Consider the following 16,436-nt stretch of genomic DNA (forward strand, 5'->3'; position numbering starts at 1 on the left):
GGCACACCTCGCTGGCGCCCGATGATCCGCTCGCAAGCTCGCTCACACCGCCACCTCCCGTCGATCGAATGCCGACAGGAAATCACGACGTGCCTCGACGTACCCGTCAAGCAGCGCCTCGGTGGTGCGGTCCCAGGAGAACCTGCGCGCGTGGCCCACCGCGTTGCTCGCCAACTCCTCGCGCAGTGCCGGTCGCAGCGCCACCTCGCCCAGCACCCTGGACCAGGTTCCCGCGTCGTGGTCGGGCACCAGCAGGCCCGTCACCTGGTCGACCACCGCGATCGGCAGGCCGCCCACCGCCGCTGCCACCACCGGCGTGCCGCACGCCTGGGCCTCCAGCGCGACGAGGCCGAACGACTCGTTGTGGCTGGGCACCGCGACCACGTCCGCCGCCCGGTACACCTGCGCCAGCGCCGCACCCCGCTGCGGAGGCATGAACCGCACCACGTCGAGCAGCCCCAACTCCCCGGCCAACTCCTGGAGCGCGCGCGGCTGCTCCAGGCCCGAGCCCGAAGGCCCGCCGACCACGAGCACCACAAGGCGCTCGCGCAGACCAGGTGCGTCGGCGACCATCCGCGCCGCCGCGCGCAGCAGCACGTCCGGGGCCTTGAGCGGTTGGATACGGCCCACGAAGGCCAGCACCACCGCGTCCGCGGGCAGACCGAGCCGCTGACGGGCCTCCGCCTGGCTGCCCGGGGTGAACCGCTCCAGGTCGACGCCCGGTGGCACGGCCAGCACCTTGCTGGGATCCGCGTCGTACAGGTCGACCAGTTCGCGCGACTCGACCGCCGTGTTGGCGACCAGCCGATCGGCCTCCGCGACGACCTGCTCCTCGCCGATGACCCGCATCCTCGGCTCCGGGGTGTCGCCTTCGGCCAGCGCCGCGTTCTTGACCTTGGCCAGGGTGTGCGCCGTGTGCACCAGCGGCACGCCCCAGCGCTCCCTGGCCAGCCATCCGACCTGGCCAGACAGCCAGTAGTGGGAGTGCACGACGTCGTAGTGCCCGGGCTCCTGGCGAGCCTCCGCGCGCAGCACGCCCGCGGTGAACGCGCAGAGCTGGCCGGGCAACTCGTCCTTGGCAAGGCCCTCGAAGGGACCCGCGACCACGTGCCGGACGGTGACGCCTGGCGCCAGCTCGGCGACCGGCGGGAGGTCCGAGGACGTGGCCCTGGTGAACACCTCGACCGCCACACCGCGGTTGGCCATCCTGGTGGCGGTCTGCGCGATGTAGACGTTCATGCCGCCCGCGTCGCCGGTGCCCGGCTGCTCCAGCGGCGAGGTGTGCACCGAGAGCACGGCGATCCTGCGCAGCGGTGTCACGACTCGATCCTGCTCGCCGTGGTGGCGCAGCGGTGCACGAACGTGACGAGGTCAGCACGGAATTGGTCCGCGCGCTCCACGAACGGCATGTGCCCGGTGTCGGCGTACCAGCTGACCTCGGCGCCGGGGATGAGCCCGGCGGCGTAGTCCGTGGCCTTGGGGTCGACCACCGCGTCCTTCGTGCCGTGCACCAGCAGTGCGGGTACGTCGACGCGTTCGAGCACGTCCGCGCTGGCGACATCGCGGCGGAACAGGGCAGCACGCACGGACGGGGGCACCCGCAGCGATGTCGCCAGCGCGCGTTGCACGTCAGCGCCGGGCGCGGGGTCGGCCGTCATGCTCACCGTGAGGTCGAGCAGCGCTGGCACCGCTCGGGACGGGTCGTCCGACAGGGCGTCGGGCAGCGCGGCGCGCATGGCGGGGCCGATGTGCCCACCCGATCGGCCGCGGCCTATCTCCGTGATCGCGCCGACCAGCACGACACCCGCGACTCCTCGTGTGCCGTGACGGCGCAGGTAGTCGGTGATGACCAGGCCGCCGTACGACCAGCCCACCAGCACTGCTGGAGCGCCGACGTGGTCGAGCACCGCCGACACGTCGCCCGCCCAGGCGTCCGGGTCGTCGTAGCCGCCGCTGGGCACGTCCGACTCACCGTGGCCACGCAGGTCGACGGCGAGCACTCGCAGCTCGTCGCTGATCTGCTCTGGCCAGGCCGTTGCGGCTGCCGCCCACCCGTGCAGCAGCACCACTGCCGGCGCGCCGTGTGGACCCGTCTCGTGCACGGCGAGTTGTGTTCCGTCTGGCGTGGTCACCCTCACCCTGTGCACAACACCTGCACCATGGCGTGTTCTTCCCATCTGTGTCGCTGCGCTTCAGCTGGGCGGCGGCGATTGAGCTGCGCTGAGGCATTCGAGCTAGGCGGCAGCGGTCGAGCTGCGCTGACGCAGTCGAGCTGTGTCGCCGCGGTCGAGCAGCGCTGACCCACTGCAGCTGTGCCACAGCGATCGAGCAGCGCTGACGCACCGCAGCTGTGCCACAGCGGTTGAGCAGCGCCGACGCACTCCAGCTGTGCCGCCGCAGTCGAGCTGTGCAGCAGCGCTCCAGCAGCGCGCAGGCACTCGAGCAACGACGAATCATTGCTGACACGCCCGTGTCAAACCCTGACAAAAAGTGTCACCGTAGCGCCGAGAGTGCCTGCCACTGGCCCCAGTCCAGTGCCCAGTCGTAGATGTCCCCGTCGGCCGAGGACAGCGCGACCGAGGAGCCGGTGACCTCCACCGGGTCTCCGAAGATCGCGGTGCCGAAGTACTCCTGCGCGTTGGCCGTGGACAGGTTGATGCAACCGTGGGTGACGTTGCTGTTGCCCTGGTTGCCGATGGTGTTCGGGTTGGCGTGGATGAACTCACCGTTGTTCGAGATCCGCACGGCCCAGCGCTCGCGGGCATCGGTGTAGTAGGGCGGGTTGGACATGACCTTGTCCTCCCACTTCTCCGTGACCACGTGGATCCCGGACCTGGTGACGCGGTCCTGACTCGCGCCCGAGCCCATGCTGGCGTCGTAGCTGGCCACCTCGGCGCCGTCGCGGATCACGGTCATCCGGTGCGTGTTCACGTCGGCCTTGACGATCTGCGAGCGGCCGATGGTGAACGTCGAGGTGACGTCGTCCTTGCCGTAGCGGCCTTGGCCGTAGGGCACGCCGTACAGGTTGGCCGTGACGGTCACCTTGGTGTTGGGCGCCCAGTAGTTCTGCGGCCGCCAGTGCACGCGCGAGCCGGTGTCGTTGTCCGGCAGCCAACCCCAGGCCCCCGTCGTGGCGGGTTCGGACTTCACCGACAGGGCCTTCTCCGCCGCGACCCGGTCCTCCACGTGCCCGGCGAACTGGATGATGATCGGCGCGGCGATGCCGACGGTCCCGTTGTCGTCGATGTTGAGCATGCCGCGCACCAGTGTGCCCGGCGCGACAGTGCTGAAACTGCCGCGCAACTCGGTGGCCTTGCCGTCGGCGTTGAGGGCCTTGCCCTCGTAGCTGTAGGTCTCGCCGAACTCCAGCCGACCGGTGCTCGTCCAGGTCTTGCCGTCGTCCGAGGGCCGCCCTTCGACCGGTGTCCCGGACTTGCCCACCAGCTTGACCTCGCCGACCTTGCCGTCGCTCGCGGTCAGCGTGAGCTTGGTGTTGACCGTGATGTCCTTGCTGCCGTCGGCGATGGCCGAGGTGAGCTTGGCGGGCGGGGCCGGTGGTTTGGTTGGCGTCTGCGGCGTACCAGCTCCGCCGGAGCACGCCGTGAGCAGCAACGCAGCGCCTGTCACCAGAGTGGCCGCCAAGCGTGTCCGCGCTCTCACTTACTTACCTCCCCGAAGTTGCTTCCGTTCTGGGGGACGTTCGGCCGGGTGAATCAGTCATCGTTTCCGCCTGTGAGCTTGCTCACCGGAGGTCGCTTCGCAACCCGAGTCGGGAGGAGGCAGGATCGGCGTGTGAGCACCGATCGCCCCACCGCCATCGTCACCGGAGCCAGCTCGGGCATCGGCGAGGCCACCGCCCGCCGACTGTCCGCCGAGGGGTTCCACGTCGTGCTCGGCGCCCGCCGCCTCGACCGGCTGGAGAAGATCGCCGCCGAGATCGACGGCACGCCACTGGAACTGGACGTCACCGACACCGAGTCCGTCGCGGCGTTCTGCGAGCAGGTCCAGGACTGCCGGGTGCTGGTGAACAACGCGGGCGGCGCCGCGGGCCTGGAGACGGTCGCCGCCGCGGACGAGGACCACTGGCGCTGGATGTGGGAGACGAACGTGCTGGGCACGCTCCGCCTCACCAAGGCGCTGCTGCCGAAGCTGGTCGCGTCGGGGGACGGCCACGTGGTGACGGTCACCTCCATCGCGGCGCAGGAGATCTACGACGGCGGCGCCGGCTACACGGCGGCCAAGCACGCCCAGTCGGCGCTGCACCGCACCCTGCGCGGCGAGGAACTGGGCAAGCCGGTGCGCTTCACCGAGGTCCTGCCGGGCATGGTGGAGACCGACTTCTCGCTGGTCCGCTTCGACGGTGACGCCGAGCGCGCGGCCAACGTCTACAAGGGACTGGTCCCGCTGGTCGCCGAGGATGTGGCGGACGTGATCGCGTTCGCGGTCACCAGGCCCGCGCACGTGAACCTGGACCAGATCGTCATGAAGCCGCGCGCCCAGGCGTCGGCGACCAGGGCTCACCGCGAGCCCTAGGTGATCAGCTCTACGTCGAGCTCGTCGAGAACCCGGTCGATCGGGTTGGCGAACGCGGCCGTGCCGGACAGGTTGCCCGCGAAGTAGAGGCCGACGACGCGGTTGTCCACGTCGACCAGGACGGCGCCGGAATCCCCGTAGTCGCCCATGACCCCGCCGCCGACGACCTCGACGCGCAGTTGGTTGCGCAGTACGCGGACGCCGAGCCCGTCCCGGTAGTCGATCTTCAGCGTGGCGTCGGTCGAGGTGATCAGGCCCATCGTCAGCCCTGTCGTACGGCCGCGCTTGCGCACCACGGCGCCACGGGTCGCGACCGCGGTGCCGGTGATCGGGCCGATGTCCACGATGGACGCACGGTGCGGGTGGCTGGTCACCAGCAGCGCGGCGGCCCCGTCCACGGAGCCGGACAGCGCGGCGCGGCAGAGCGTGCCGATCGAGTCGTCCTGGCCACCACCGTCGGCCCGCGAGGGGTGCACCATCGAGTCGCCGACCGACCAGGCGTCGTCCACGCAGGCGGCGTGGAAGGTGGTCAGGCCCATGACCTGGCCATTGCCGGACCGGTCGGTGACCAGCGCGCCGAGCGTGCCCACGATCACGTACTCCCCGGTCCGCGGCGCGTCCGGCGGGCACAACAGGATCGATCGCGCCGGCCCCATGCTGATGCCGCCGAGCACCACCTTGTGCCGCTCCGCGCCCCGGGCGTCCGGGAACTCGGCGTCCTGGGCCAGCAGCGCACGGTGCAGCACGAACTCGTCGGCGACCACGTCCACGGCGACGCCCTCGACCTCGGCGGGGAGCACCTCGCCGGGTGCGATGCGGGCGAGCGGCAGCTTCTCCCTGACGTAGGCGGTGATCCCCAGTTGGCCGGTGCGCTCACCGGCAGTGATCTTCTCGGCGATGTCCACGCCGACAACTCCCCGCAGCGCGAGCAGGTCGTCCTCGACCCGCCGCTTGACCGGTCTGATGCCCGACCGGACCAACTCGTCCGCGCTGGTCATGGCGACCTCCTCGACGCGCGAATCCCCCATCTACCATGTAACACGCGTGGTGAGTAGGACGTCACTCGGCGTCACCCGTTCAGCCGCTGGGCCGAACGGGTCCTCCCGAACCGGTTGCCCGGAACGGAGCAGTGCGCGCTGCTGCGATCAGCTCACAGGGCGCAACCGACCAGCACGGGCTCGGCTGCCAGGCGCACGCCGAAGGCTGCGAACACCCCGTCGCGGACCTGCCCGGCCAGTGCGAGCAGGTCGGCGGTCGACGCCTGGCCGCGGTTGGTCAGCGCCAGGGTGTGCTTGGTGGACAGCGACACCCTGTCACCGGCCGCGCTGAAGCCCTTGCCGAACCCCGCGCGCTCGATCAGCCAGGCCGCCGACAGCTTCGTGCTGCCGGTGTCGGCCGGGTAGCGCGGAACGGCGGTGTCCGCGCCGACGCGCTCGCCGATGCGGCGCAGCACCTCGGGCAGCTCCTCGTCGGCAACGATCGGGTTGGTGAAGAAGGAGCCCGCGCTCCACGTGTCGTTGTCCGCGGGGTCCAGCACCATGCCCTTGCCCCGGCGCAGCTCGAGCACCGCCTCGCGGGCCGCGCCGACCGGGACCCGCTCGCCGATCTGCACGCCCAGCACCCTGGCCAGCTCGGCGTAGCGGATCGGCGCCGACTCACCCCCGTCGCGCAGGGCGAAGCGGGCGCGCAGCACGACCGCGGAGTCGGTGCCCTTGAGCACGCTGTTGCGGTAGGTCAGACCGAGCTGTTCGGCGCGGACCTGGTGCACCCGGCCGCTGCGGCGGTCCAGCAGGTCGACGGAGGTCAGCATGTCGGCGATCTCCACCCCGTACGCGCCGACGTTCTGCACGGGGGTCGCACCGACCAGGCCGGGGATGCCGGACAGGCACTCCAGGCCGCCGAGGCCCTGCTCGACGGCGTTGGCCACGGTGGCGTCCCAGTCCTCACCGGCCTCGACCGTGAGCTGCACGAGACCGTCGCCGACCCGGTCCACCCCGCGCCCGGTGTTGGCGACCTGTACCACCAGCCCGTCGAAGCCCTCGTCACCGATGACCAGGTTCGAGCCGCCGCCCAGCACCAGCAGCGGATCGCCATCGGCGTCGGCGGCACGCACCGCGTCCACCACCTCGGCGGAGCTGGTGGCACGGAGGAAACGGGCGGCAGGGCCGCCCAGACGCAGGGTGGTGTACCCGGACAGCGGTACGGACCTGCGCAGTTCGGCACTGGACAGCGGGGTGGTCACAGACGTCAACGGTAGCCTCCGCGACATGGCACGCCGCATTGAGCACCGGGCGACCACCCGGTGGACCGCCGCCCAGGTGCACGCAGCACTGGTCGATCCGACCTACCTCCAGGACCGGTTGACGGTGCTCGGGGGCAAGGGCGCCACGCTGCTGGAACACAGCTCCGACAACGGGAACTCGCGGTTCCGGCTGCGGCACGGGGTCGCGTCGGCGGACCTGCCGCCCGCGGTGCGCAGCTTCCTCAAGGGCGATCTTGTGATTGAGCGCACGGAGACCTGGCAGCCCGCGACGAACGGCGGTTACCAGGGCACGGTCCAGGCGGGCATCCCCGGTGTGCCTGGTCACATCAAGGGGCAGATGCTGCTGGTGGACGGGGCCGACGGCGGCAGCGTGCTGGGCATGCGCGGCGAGGTCGTGGTGAACATCCCGCTGTTCGGCGGCAAGATCGAGGAGACCATCGCGGCCCAGGTGGTCAAGCTGCTCCAGAAGGAGTCCGAGCACACCGCGGGCTGGCTGGCCGAGCGCAGCTCCTGACCTCGCACGATGGCGACGAAGAAGCCCCGGCTGGCTGCCGGGCGGGCCCGCGCGCTCGGCCTGCCGACCCGGGGCACCACGAATCCCAACCGGCTGCGCAGGGTGGACCGGTGGGTGGTCGGCACCCAGGCCACCGCCGAGGCGTTGCGGTCGGCGGCCGATCCGCTGGTGGTCGACCTCGGCTACGGGGCGACGCCGGTGACCACGGTCGAGATGGCCGGCAGGCTGCGAGCGGTGCGCCCGGACATCCGCACGGTCGGTCTCGAACTGGACGCCGAGCGGGTGGCCGCGGCCGAGCACGCCAACGACCCGCCGCGCCTGCTGTTCCGGCGTGGCGGGTTCGAGCTGGCCGGGCTGCGGCCGACGCTGGTGCGTGCGTTCAACGTGCTCCGGCAGTACACGGAGGAGCAGTCCACCGAGGCGTGGGACAGGCTGCGCGGGCGGTTGGCCCCAGGCGGCCTGCTGGTCGAGGGGACCTGTGACGAGATCGGCCGACGGTGCAGCTGGGTGCTGCTGGACGCCGAGGGCCCGCGCACCTTCACGCTGGCGTGCAAGCCCGCCGACCTGGAGAACCCCACCGACCTCGCGGAACGGCTGCCGAAGGCGCTGATCCACCGCAACGTGCCCGGTGAGCGGGTGCACGGGTTGTTGTCCGAACTGGACGACTGCTGGGCCACCGCGGCGCCGTTCGTGCCGTTCGGGCCGCGGGCGCGCTGGGTCGAATCGGTCCGGCTGCTGGCCGCGCGGGGCTGGCCGGTGCTGGACGACCGGCGCCGGTGGCGGCTGGGCGAACTGACCGTTCCCTGGACGGCTGTCGCACCCGGCCCCATCGACTAGCGTCAGGGCTGTGGATCACTTGCAACTGGTCGCGAAGCTGACCGAGCAGGCGGAAGCGATGCGGGCCGCGGTGCGGCAGACCGGTCCGGACGCGCCGGTGCCGACCTGCCCGGAGTGGACCGTCCGGGACCTCGTCGAGCACACGGCCAAGGTGCACGGCTGGGCGCTGACCGCGGTCACCAGCGGGGACACCTCGCAGCGGCCGCCCTTCCCCGACAGCGTGCCCTCGGACTGGTCCGAGCTGTTGACGCACTGGCAGGGCGTGACCGAGCAGCTCGCCGGGGAGCTGACCAAGGCCGATCCGGACACGCCGACCTGGGCGTTCAACGGGGTCAACGGGAAGGTCGGCTTCTGGTCCCGTCGACAGGCCCACGAGACGGCGATCCACCGCCTGGACGCCGAGGCCGCGCTGGCCCAGGGCACCGCGCTGCCTCCGCTGGTGTTCGACCCGGAGATGGCCGCTGACGGGGTGGACGAGTACCTGTCGGTGCTGGCGCCCATCCTCAGCCAGCGCAAGCCGGGCGGGGTCCAGGTCGACGGGCGCGTGCTCTACCACGCCGCCGACGCGGGCCGGACCTGGCAGGTGACGCTGACCGCGGGCAGCCCGGCCGTTGTCGGGCCGGCCCCGGGTTCGGGCACCGACGTGGACGTGACCGTGGCGGGCACCGCGGACGCGCTGTACCGCGCGGTGTGGGGACGGCCCAGCAACGCGATCATCACCGGCGAGGCAGAACTGCTCAAAGCGCTCGCCCCGTGACCCCCTCCCGTCTGGGAGAATGACCGGCTGTGCCACTGCCTGAACGCCGATACGTGATCACCCTGGGCTGCCCTGACCGGACCGGGATCGTCGCCGGGATATCCGGCTTCCTCGCCGAGGCCGGCGGCTGGATCGTCGGGGCCGCCTACCACACAGATCCGGTCACGAACTGGTTCTTCACCAGGCAGGAGGTGCGGGCCGACTCGCTGCCGTTCGGCCCCGCGGAGCTGCGTGCGCGCTTCACCGACGTGGTCCGCAAGTTCGGTCCCAGGGTGGACTGGCAGATCACCGACACCGCGGAGCGGCGCCGGGTCGTGCTGCTGGTGTCCAAGGAGGGGCACTGCCTGTACGACCTGCTGGGCAGGGTGGCCTCGGGCGAGCTCGACGTCGAGGTCACCAGCGTGATCGGCAACCACAAGGACCTGGCCAAGATCACTGAGGCGCACGGCATCCCGTTCCACCACGTGCCCTTCCCCGCTGGTGACGGCGAGGGCAAGGCGGCGGCCTTCGCCCAGCTGCGGCAGCTCGTCGACGGGCACCACCCGCACGCCATCGTGCTGGCCCGGTTCATGCAGGTGCTGCCGCACGAGCTGTGCGCGGCATGGGCGGGCAAGGCGCTGAACATCCACCACAGCTTCCTGCCCTCGTTCGTCGGCGCCCGGCCGTACCACCAGGCGCACACGCGCGGGGTCAAGCTGATCGGCGCGACCTGCCACTACGTGACCGCCGAGCTGGACGCGGGGCCGATCGTCGAGCAGGACGTGATCCGGGTGGACCACGGGGACTCGGTCGCCGACATGGTCCGCAAGGGCAGGGACATCGAGAAGGTCGTGCTGGCCCGCGGGCTGCGCTGGCACCTGGAGGACCGGGTGCTCGTGCACGGCAACCGCACGGTCGTGTTCTAGCCGCCCAGGCCCTCGATCACCTCGGCACCGGCCAGCTTGGCGAGCAGGTCGCCGGGCACCAGGAGCTTGCCGCCGCGGACACCGCTGCCGATCACCAGCTCGGGCGCCGCCGCGACGCGCGCGTCGAGCAGGAGCGGCCAGTCCGCGGGCAGGCCGATCGGGGTGATGCCGCCGTACTCCATGCCGGTCAGCCCGACCGCGTCCGCCATCGGCGCGAAGGAGGCCTTGCGCACGTCGAGCCTGCGCTTGACCAGGCCGTTCACGTCGGCGCGCGTGGTCGCCAGCACCAGGCACGCGGCGTAGCGCACCTCACCGGCGCGCTTGCCCGCGACCACCACGCAGTTGGCCGAGGCCTCGATCGGTGAGCCGTAGTGCTCGCAGAACGCCGCCGTGTCGGCCAGCTCCGGGTCGATCCGCACCGCACCGATCCGGTCCGCCTCGGCCGGGTCCAGTCGGCGCACGGCCTCGGCGACCGGCGCGGCGAGCAGGTCCATGCGCTCGGTCACCGGCCCGACGTCCAGGCTGCCCGCGATCGTCCACACCGTCGTCATGACCCCACACTAACCAGCCAGGAAGTCCACCAGCAGTGAGCGGATCTCCTTGCGGTGCGTGATCAGCGGCGCGGCGGAGTCGAACAGCTCCAGGTGCGCTGCGGGGAAGGCCCTGGCCACGTCCTTGGCGACCTGCTCGGGGTGCAGCGGATCGCCCACAGCTCCGATGACCAGCACGGGTGCGGCCACGGAGCTGAGCTGCGTCGCATCAGCAACGGGGACTTGTTCGGGGATGGCGCGCAACGCCGAGCTGAGCCGCAGCAGTGCAGCAGTGCGTCGGTCGACGTGATCGCCCACGTCCATGCCCGTAGGGACCTCGGCGGCGACCAGTTCGCGCAGTTCTCGCACGTCACCGGCTTGAGCTGCGTCAGCGAGCCGCTCGTAGGACCACATCGCGGCAGGCGCGCGAGGCCGGTCGAGCGCGGCGGGCAGCAGCAATACGAGTCGATCGAATCGGTGGGGATGCGCGGCGGCGATGGAGGTCAGCGCTCCCGCGCCGAGCGAGGTGCCGATTGCTCTGCTCGCGCCGATCTCGTCGGCGACGCCGAGCAGATCGGCGGCGATCCTGGAGTAGCTCCAGTAGTCATCAGGGGCGTCCGGGGCGTCACCGTGCGAGGGCAGCGTGGCCACGACCCGGGTGCCCGACAGCCCCGAGGCTGGGATGCGGGCCTCGCCCTCGGTGGCGCCCAGTCCCGGTGCGACCAGGGTGACCGGCGAGCCGCGGCCGTGCGACCGCCAGCGGATCACCACTTGTTGCCGCGCTGCACCTCGTTCAGCTTGGGGCGCACGTCCACGATGTAGACCAGGGATGCGACCAGCGCGGCCATCCAGAACACGAAGCCGGCGCCGCCTGGGGTGAACAGCAGCAACCCCGCCATGGCGCCCGCGGTGATCAGCGACCAGGAGACCTTCGTCATGCGGTCGATGGCGGTGAAGGCGTCCGCACGTTGCAGGAGCGCGTGCAGCAGGGCGTAGGCACCAACCGGCATGGCCGCAAACCAGATCGTCTGCAGCACCAGGAAGTCGAGACGGAGGGGCACGGACACCAGCCTACGTCCAGAAGGCACGAGAGCGCACGAAGGCCGCGGCAGTGCTCCTGGGCGGGAGCACTGCCGCGGCGCCGCGTCAGCTCTCGTCGGTGGTCTTCTTCGCGGTGGCAGCCGGGGTCGCGGGCTTGCGCGGGGCGGCGGCCTTGTTCGCGGCCTTGCGGGTCACGCTGCGGGTCTCCGCGGCGACCTCGCCACCGGCCTCGACCACGTCCTCGGCGACCTGCTCGGCCAGGTCCTCTACCTTCTCGGCGGCCTGCTCGCCCACCGAGCGGGTGCGCCGGGCGACCTTGCCCAGCACGTCGTCGGCCAGGCCGCGGGCGTCGGCGGCGAGGTCCTCGGCGCGGTGCTGCGCGGCCTCGACCTGGTCCAGCGCCCGCTTGACCTGCGGCTGCGCGCGCAGCTTGCCCAGGGTCTCCGCGCCGTGCTCGGCGAGGTACTCGTAGAGGTTGGACGCGGCGGTGGTGTAGGTGTCCAGCAGCTTGCGCAGCTCGGCCGGGTCCAGCTTCTCGCGCAGGCCACCCAGGTCGGAGGGCAGCTCGTCCACGGCGGTGCGGGCAGCCTCGGCGCGCTCGTTCACCTGGGTCCTGGCCTTGGCCAGCGCCTCGGTGACGGCCTTGCCCGCCAGGTCGCCGGCGCCCAGGGCGGCCAGCAGCGGGGTGCGGGCCTGCTCCAGCACGGTGCCGACGGCCGCGACGGCCTGCTCGCCGACCTTGCGCACGTCCTCGGTGGTGGGAAGGGTGGGCATACTGATCACTCCTCGGTGTCCTCGGTCTCGGCGGGGTGTTCACCTTGTGCGGAGCGCGTCATTGCGTTCTCCCGCCGGAAGGTCTCGTAAACGTCGAGCAGCACCTGCTTCTGCCGCTCGGTCAGGTCGTGGTCGGCGAGCACCGCGTCCACCACGGCGCCGCCCGCGCGCTCCTGCAGGATCCCGGCCTGCACGTAGAGCGCCTCCGCGGAGATGCGCAGACCCTTGGCGATCTGCTGCAGGATCTCCGCGCTCGGCTTGCGCAGGCCGCGCTCGATCTGGCTGAGGTACGGGTTGGAGACCCCGGCGAGCTTCGCCAGCTGCCGCAACGAGATCTGTGCGGTGTTGCGCTGCTGGCGGATGTACTCACCGATGTCGCGTCCGAGGTCGGCGACCGCTTCGACCGCCTGGTTGACGCCCTTGTCCATCCGTCCACTCCCTGTCGTCATACCCACGGTACGCCGCAGTGCTAGCAGTTGCAAGCGGACTGCTTGCACCATTCGAGCGTGCTTGCGGTCACAGCGACTACGTTGTGCCGCATGGGCGATGACCTCGAACGCGAGGCGGCGGTGCTGCGTCGTCAGCTGGTCGACGCCATGCTCACCGAGGACCTGCTGACCGCCCCACACTGGCGGGCGGCGTTCCAGGAGGTGCCCCGGCACCTCTTCCTACCCTGGTTCTTCAACCGGCTCAGCAGCGGTGACTGGTCACTGGTCACCAGCCTGGACGAGCGGTGGCTCCCCTCGGTGTACCAGGACCGCGTGCTCGTCACCCAACTCGACGGCACCGAGATCGCACGGCAGGCAGCAGCACTCGGCCCGGTCAGCGGCACGCCCACCTGCTCGTCCAGCATGCCCACCATCATGGCGATCATGCTCGAGGCGCTGGACGTCCACAGTGGACACAACGTGTTGGAGATCGGCACCGGGACCGGCTACAACACGGCACTGCTGTGCCACCGGCTCGGCGGGGACCTGGTCAGCACCGTGGACGTGGACCCGGACATCGTTGCCAGAGCAGAGGAAAACCTCAGCCGTGCCGGGTACGCACCGGCGTCGGTCATCGGCGACGGCGCGCTCGGCCATGCCGCCAACTCGCCGTACGACCGCGTGCTCTGCACCTGCTCCGTGTCCCGGATTCCGTTGCCCTGGCTGGAACAGACCGTTCCGGGGGGCCAGGTCGTGACCACCCTCAACCGCCCCATCGGCGCCGGACTGGTACGGCTGACCGCGACCGGCGGACCGCACGCGGAGGGTCGAGTACTGCTCGACGACGGGCGCTTCATGCCGCTGCGCGCACACCGAACCGCCTGGAGTGGCTGGCCACGCGGCCCGCAGACCTCGCGTCGGCAGACCGAGTTGTCCGCGCGGACCTTGCTGCGACCGGGGCTGCGGTTCGAGTTCTACGCGGGGCTGCTGCTACCCGGGGTCATGCCCTGGACCGACGAGCAGGGCGGCACCTGGCTGGCCCACGCCGACGGATCCTGGGCGAACTACGTCGAAGGCGTTGTCGTGCAAGGCGGTCCGCGCAGTCTGTGGGACCTGGCCGAAACGGCGTACGAGCAGTGGGATGCACTGGACCGGCCGTGCAGGGACAGGTTCGGGCTCACCGTGACCCCCGAGGCGCAGTACTTCTGGCTGGACACCCCGGACAGCCCTCACCGGTGGCCGCTGGCCTGAGTACCGTGTGCCACGTGAAGATCTCGGTTTCCGCGGACATGCTCGACGGTATCGGCGCCGACATCGCCGACGAACTGCGGCGGCGCGGCCATGAGGTGCTCGCGCACGGTGCGATCAACCCGGGCGAACCGGACGATTGGGCGCACGCCAGCGAGGCCGCGGCGCGTGACGTGGCCGAGGGCCGCGCCGACCAGGCCGTGGTGTGCTGCTGGACCGGCACGGGCGCCTCGATCGCGGCGAACAAGGTGCCGGGTGTGCGGGCCGCGCTGTGTGGCGACGCCTACACCGCCCAGGGCGCGCGGCGCTGGAACGACGCCAACGTGCTCGCGCTGAGCCTGCGCACGACCTCGCTGCCGGTGCTCGACGAGATCCTGGACTCCTGGTTCGCCGCCGAGGTCACCGATGACGCGAACGACCTGGCCAGCATCAAGCACGTCACGGAGATGGAGCAGCGCTGACCGCCCGCCGCGCGGCTCCCCCGGGGGCCGCGCGGCTAACGATTCGGCGCACCGCGTGACGACGCGCCACCGACCCTGGACGGTCCGTGACGGGGCGTCGGTCATGATTCAGCGGTGTCCATCTCCCGGCAGCGTGCCGTAGTCGTGGCCTGTGTGCTGATCGCCGTGCTGGCGACGATCGGCTTGGTGTGGACCGACAACGGCATCAACCCGACGCTGTGGCTGTCGACCGTGACCGCGCTGTTCATCGTGCTCATCGGCGTGCTCGACCCGTGGATGCGCAACTCGGCCTCCACCGATCCCAGCACCCCGGCGCAGCTGGCCAGCGCATCGACCGGGCTGGCCCAGGCCGTCAGCGCGCAGTTGCGTGCCGAGTCCGAGGTGCGCGAACTCAGTCGGCCCTACCAGCTGCCGCTGACCTGGTCGGCGACTCCGCTGGTACCCGCCGACAACCCCGCTGCCCCGGACCAGTTGTCCGGGTCGGTCGACGCCGTGGTGCCCTGGTTCCGCGCTCTGCCCGGCAGGCGCGTCGTGGTGCTCGGACCTGCGGGTTCGGGCAAGAGCTCGCTGGCGCTGCTGCTCGCGCTGGGCCTGCTGGAGGACTTCGGCCCGCACGACCAGCTACCGGTACTCCTGCCGCTCGGCTCGTGGAACCCCCGGGTGGACCTGCGGACGTGGATCACCCAACGCCTGCGCGAGGACTACCCGGCACTGCGCAACACCGAGTTGTACGGCAGCTATGCCGCGGAACTGCTCGTCGACCAGCGCCGCGTCCTGCCCGTGCTCGACGCGTTCGACGAGATCCCGGCGAACCTGCGGGTCGCGGCGCTGCAGGGGATCAACAAGGCGGTGCCCCCGGCCACGCCCCTCGTGCTGACCTCGCGCCCCACGGCGTACGGCTCCGCGGTGTCCCGGGTCGGGCCGCTGCGCAACGCCTCGGTGATCGAACTGGACCCGGTCGAGCAGGACGCGCTGGCCACCGTGCTGCGTGGCAGTTCGACCCGCGTGGCGGCGTCCCGCTGGGAACCGCTGCTGCTGCACCTGCGGCACGACCCGGACGGCCCGCTGGCGGAGACGCTGAGCAGCCCGCTGATGGTGTGGCTGGCCAGGACCCGCTACGCCGACGTGGCCACGAACCCGACCGAACTGCTCGACCCGGGCCGGTTCCCGAACCGCGCCTCGATCGAGGAGTTCCTGCTGGACGGGCTGGTGACCGCGGTGTTCCCCTCGCTGGCGGACGAGGGCGCGCGCACCGACCACCTGCCCGCCACCTCGGACATGTGGGAACCCGAGCAGGCCAGGCGGTGGCTGGTCTTCCTGGCGACCAGGATGCAGCACCGGGAACTGCCCTGGTGGGAGCTGCGGCGCCTGGTCCACCGGTACTGGCTGACCGTGCTCGGCGCGGTCTCGCTGGGGCTGATGACGGCGCTGAGCGTGGGGCTGATGGTGGCGCTGGTGAACCGGCTGACCGTGCTCAGCACCGCCACCGTGACCGGCTCGATCGCGGGCACGCTGGCCACCGCGGGCACGCTGTTCAGCACGACCTCACGTGGACGTGCCGCCTCGGCATCGGTGCGCTTCGGGGCGGCACGCAGCATGTTGGTGGTCAGCCTGATCAGCGGTACGGCGGTCGGGCTGGTCTTCGGCGCGCTGTTCGGCGCTGATCCCGGGCTGATCTCAGGTCTGAGCGTGGCCATCGCCACCGCCCTGCGCTTCTCACTGGGCAGCCCGGTGGAGCTGAGCAGGCCGCCCAGCGCGGAGGCGACCATGTCCCGTGACCGCGCGCTCGTCGGCCTGGTGGTGCTCGTGTTCGGCATCGGCGTGGGATCGGCCGCGGCGCTGCTGTTCGGCGCGGGCCGTACTGGGATGGTGTGGCTCGGCTTCAGCGCGGGTGCACTGCTCGGGTTCGTGCTGTCGGCGATGTCGCGCAACTGGTGGTGGTTCAGCGTGGCGCGGGCCTGGCTGGCGATGCGCGGGCGGCTGCCGTACCGGCTGCTGGAGTTCCTGGAGGACGCCCACCAGCTGGGCGTGCTGCGCCAGGTGGGAGCGCGCTACCAGTTCCGCCATGCTCGTGTGCAGGAGCACTTGGCTCAGGACTCGGCGGACGAGCACGGCGCAATCAAACCTGACAAGAAACCCTGACAA

General features: G+C 71.3%; 18 protein-coding genes. 8 read left to right on the plus strand and 10 right to left on the minus strand.

The features are described 5' to 3' along the window. Nucleotides 1-42: 42 nt before the first annotated feature. The 3 genes from mshA to KALB_RS41225 all read right to left on the minus strand — a co-directional run bounded on the left by mshA (nucleotide 43) and on the right by KALB_RS41225 (nucleotide 3,627). Nucleotides 43-1,311: a D-inositol-3-phosphate glycosyltransferase gene (gene mshA / locus KALB_RS41215; RefSeq protein ID WP_025361532.1), complete on the minus strand. Its 1,269-nt coding sequence runs from the start codon at nucleotides 1,309-1,311 to the stop codon at nucleotides 43-45. Nucleotides 1,312-1,316: 5 nt separating this feature from the next. After that, the gene (locus tag KALB_RS41220; RefSeq protein ID WP_051913295.1) at nucleotides 1,317-2,177 is read right to left on the minus strand and encodes an alpha/beta fold hydrolase; all 861 of its coding nucleotides are present in this window, start codon (nucleotides 2,175-2,177) and stop codon (nucleotides 1,317-1,319) included. A 316-nt stretch (nucleotides 2,178-2,493) separates the two neighbouring features. Continuing rightward, nucleotides 2,494-3,627 (minus strand): L,D-transpeptidase, encoded by a 1,134-nt coding sequence (locus tag KALB_RS41225; protein WP_148309857.1) that lies wholly within the window; start codon nucleotides 3,625-3,627, stop codon nucleotides 2,494-2,496. 165 nt (nucleotides 3,628-3,792) lie between these two features. Between KALB_RS41225 and KALB_RS41230 the strand changes: the two genes are divergently transcribed. Then, complete coding sequence (locus KALB_RS41230; protein WP_236650127.1) at nucleotides 3,793-4,533, plus strand: SDR family NAD(P)-dependent oxidoreductase; 741 nt, start codon at nucleotides 3,793-3,795, stop codon at nucleotides 4,531-4,533. Here KALB_RS41230 and KALB_RS41235 read toward each other — a convergent pair. Further along, the gene (locus KALB_RS41235) at nucleotides 4,530-5,531 is read right to left on the minus strand and encodes a chymotrypsin family serine protease (protein WP_025361536.1); all 1,002 of its coding nucleotides are present in this window, start codon (nucleotides 5,529-5,531) and stop codon (nucleotides 4,530-4,532) included. The two genes, KALB_RS41230 and KALB_RS41235, sit on opposite strands and share 4 nt — an antisense overlap. 152 nt (nucleotides 5,532-5,683) lie before the next feature. Then, a complete protein-coding gene (locus KALB_RS41240) occupies nucleotides 5,684-6,814 on the minus strand; it encodes a UDP-N-acetylmuramate dehydrogenase (RefSeq protein ID WP_081789752.1) in 1,131 nt (376 codons plus the stop codon). Here KALB_RS41240 and KALB_RS41245 point away from each other — a divergent pair. Genes KALB_RS41245 through purU form a run of 4 tightly spaced genes read left to right on the plus strand, consistent with a single transcriptional unit; the run spans nucleotide 6,801 to nucleotide 9,809 of the window. Next, complete coding sequence (locus KALB_RS41245) at nucleotides 6,801-7,310, plus strand: DUF2505 domain-containing protein (protein ID WP_025361538.1); 510 nt, start codon at nucleotides 6,801-6,803, stop codon at nucleotides 7,308-7,310. The two genes, KALB_RS41240 and KALB_RS41245, sit on opposite strands and share 14 nt — an antisense overlap. A gap of 9 nt (nucleotides 7,311-7,319) precedes the next feature. Continuing rightward, complete coding sequence (locus tag KALB_RS41250) at nucleotides 7,320-8,147, plus strand: class I SAM-dependent methyltransferase (protein ID WP_030110845.1); 828 nt, start codon at nucleotides 7,320-7,322, stop codon at nucleotides 8,145-8,147. Between the two features lie 10 nt (nucleotides 8,148-8,157). Next, nucleotides 8,158-8,904, plus strand: coding sequence for a maleylpyruvate isomerase family mycothiol-dependent enzyme (locus KALB_RS41255; RefSeq protein ID WP_025361540.1), 747 nt, complete (start codon nucleotides 8,158-8,160; stop codon nucleotides 8,902-8,904). Between the two features lie 29 nt (nucleotides 8,905-8,933). Further along, the gene (gene purU, locus KALB_RS41260) at nucleotides 8,934-9,809 is read left to right on the plus strand and encodes a formyltetrahydrofolate deformylase (RefSeq protein WP_025361541.1); all 876 of its coding nucleotides are present in this window, start codon (nucleotides 8,934-8,936) and stop codon (nucleotides 9,807-9,809) included. On the opposite strand, the gene KALB_RS41265 is transcribed toward purU, so the two are convergent. The 5 genes from KALB_RS41265 to KALB_RS41285 all read right to left on the minus strand — a co-directional run bounded on the left by KALB_RS41265 (nucleotide 9,806) and on the right by KALB_RS41285 (nucleotide 12,582). Beyond that, nucleotides 9,806-10,360: a YbaK/EbsC family protein gene (locus KALB_RS41265; protein WP_025361542.1), complete on the minus strand. Its 555-nt coding sequence runs from the start codon at nucleotides 10,358-10,360 to the stop codon at nucleotides 9,806-9,808. The two genes, purU and KALB_RS41265, sit on opposite strands and share 4 nt — an antisense overlap. Nucleotides 10,361-10,369: 9 nt before the next feature. Continuing rightward, complete coding sequence (locus KALB_RS41270; RefSeq protein ID WP_025361543.1) at nucleotides 10,370-11,110, minus strand: alpha/beta fold hydrolase; 741 nt, start codon at nucleotides 11,108-11,110, stop codon at nucleotides 10,370-10,372. Continuing rightward, nucleotides 11,104-11,400, minus strand: coding sequence for a DUF2516 family protein (locus tag KALB_RS41275; protein WP_025361544.1), 297 nt, complete (start codon nucleotides 11,398-11,400; stop codon nucleotides 11,104-11,106). Before KALB_RS41275 ends, KALB_RS41270 begins: the two co-directional genes overlap by 7 nt. 85 nt (nucleotides 11,401-11,485) lie before the next feature. Next, nucleotides 11,486-12,154, minus strand: a complete 669-nt coding sequence (locus tag KALB_RS41280) for a hypothetical protein (protein ID WP_025361545.1) — start codon at nucleotides 12,152-12,154, stop codon at nucleotides 11,486-11,488. 5 nt (nucleotides 12,155-12,159) lie between these two features. Continuing rightward, entirely contained in the window at nucleotides 12,160-12,582 is a 423-nt protein-coding gene (locus KALB_RS41285; RefSeq protein WP_025361546.1) for a helix-turn-helix domain-containing protein, read from the minus strand. A gap of 111 nt (nucleotides 12,583-12,693) precedes the next feature. On the opposite strand from KALB_RS41285, the gene KALB_RS41290 reads away from it, so the two are divergent. The 3 genes from KALB_RS41290 (at nucleotide 12,694) to KALB_RS41300 (ending at nucleotide 16,433) form a co-directional block, all read left to right on the plus strand. Further along, the gene (locus KALB_RS41290) at nucleotides 12,694-13,833 is read left to right on the plus strand and encodes a methyltransferase domain-containing protein (RefSeq protein WP_025361547.1); all 1,140 of its coding nucleotides are present in this window, start codon (nucleotides 12,694-12,696) and stop codon (nucleotides 13,831-13,833) included. Between the two features lie 14 nt (nucleotides 13,834-13,847). Next, the gene (locus tag KALB_RS41295) at nucleotides 13,848-14,291 is read left to right on the plus strand and encodes an RpiB/LacA/LacB family sugar-phosphate isomerase (RefSeq protein WP_025361548.1); all 444 of its coding nucleotides are present in this window, start codon (nucleotides 13,848-13,850) and stop codon (nucleotides 14,289-14,291) included. Between the two features lie 114 nt (nucleotides 14,292-14,405). Then, the gene (locus tag KALB_RS41300) at nucleotides 14,406-16,433 is read left to right on the plus strand and encodes an NACHT domain-containing protein (RefSeq protein ID WP_025361549.1); all 2,028 of its coding nucleotides are present in this window, start codon (nucleotides 14,406-14,408) and stop codon (nucleotides 16,431-16,433) included. Nucleotides 16,434-16,436 lie beyond the last annotated feature (3 nt).

The sequence above is a fragment of the Kutzneria viridogrisea DSM 43870 genome, from assembly GCF_000525635.1.
Taxonomy (GTDB): domain Bacteria; phylum Actinomycetota; class Actinomycetes; order Mycobacteriales; family Pseudonocardiaceae; genus Kutzneria; species Kutzneria viridogrisea.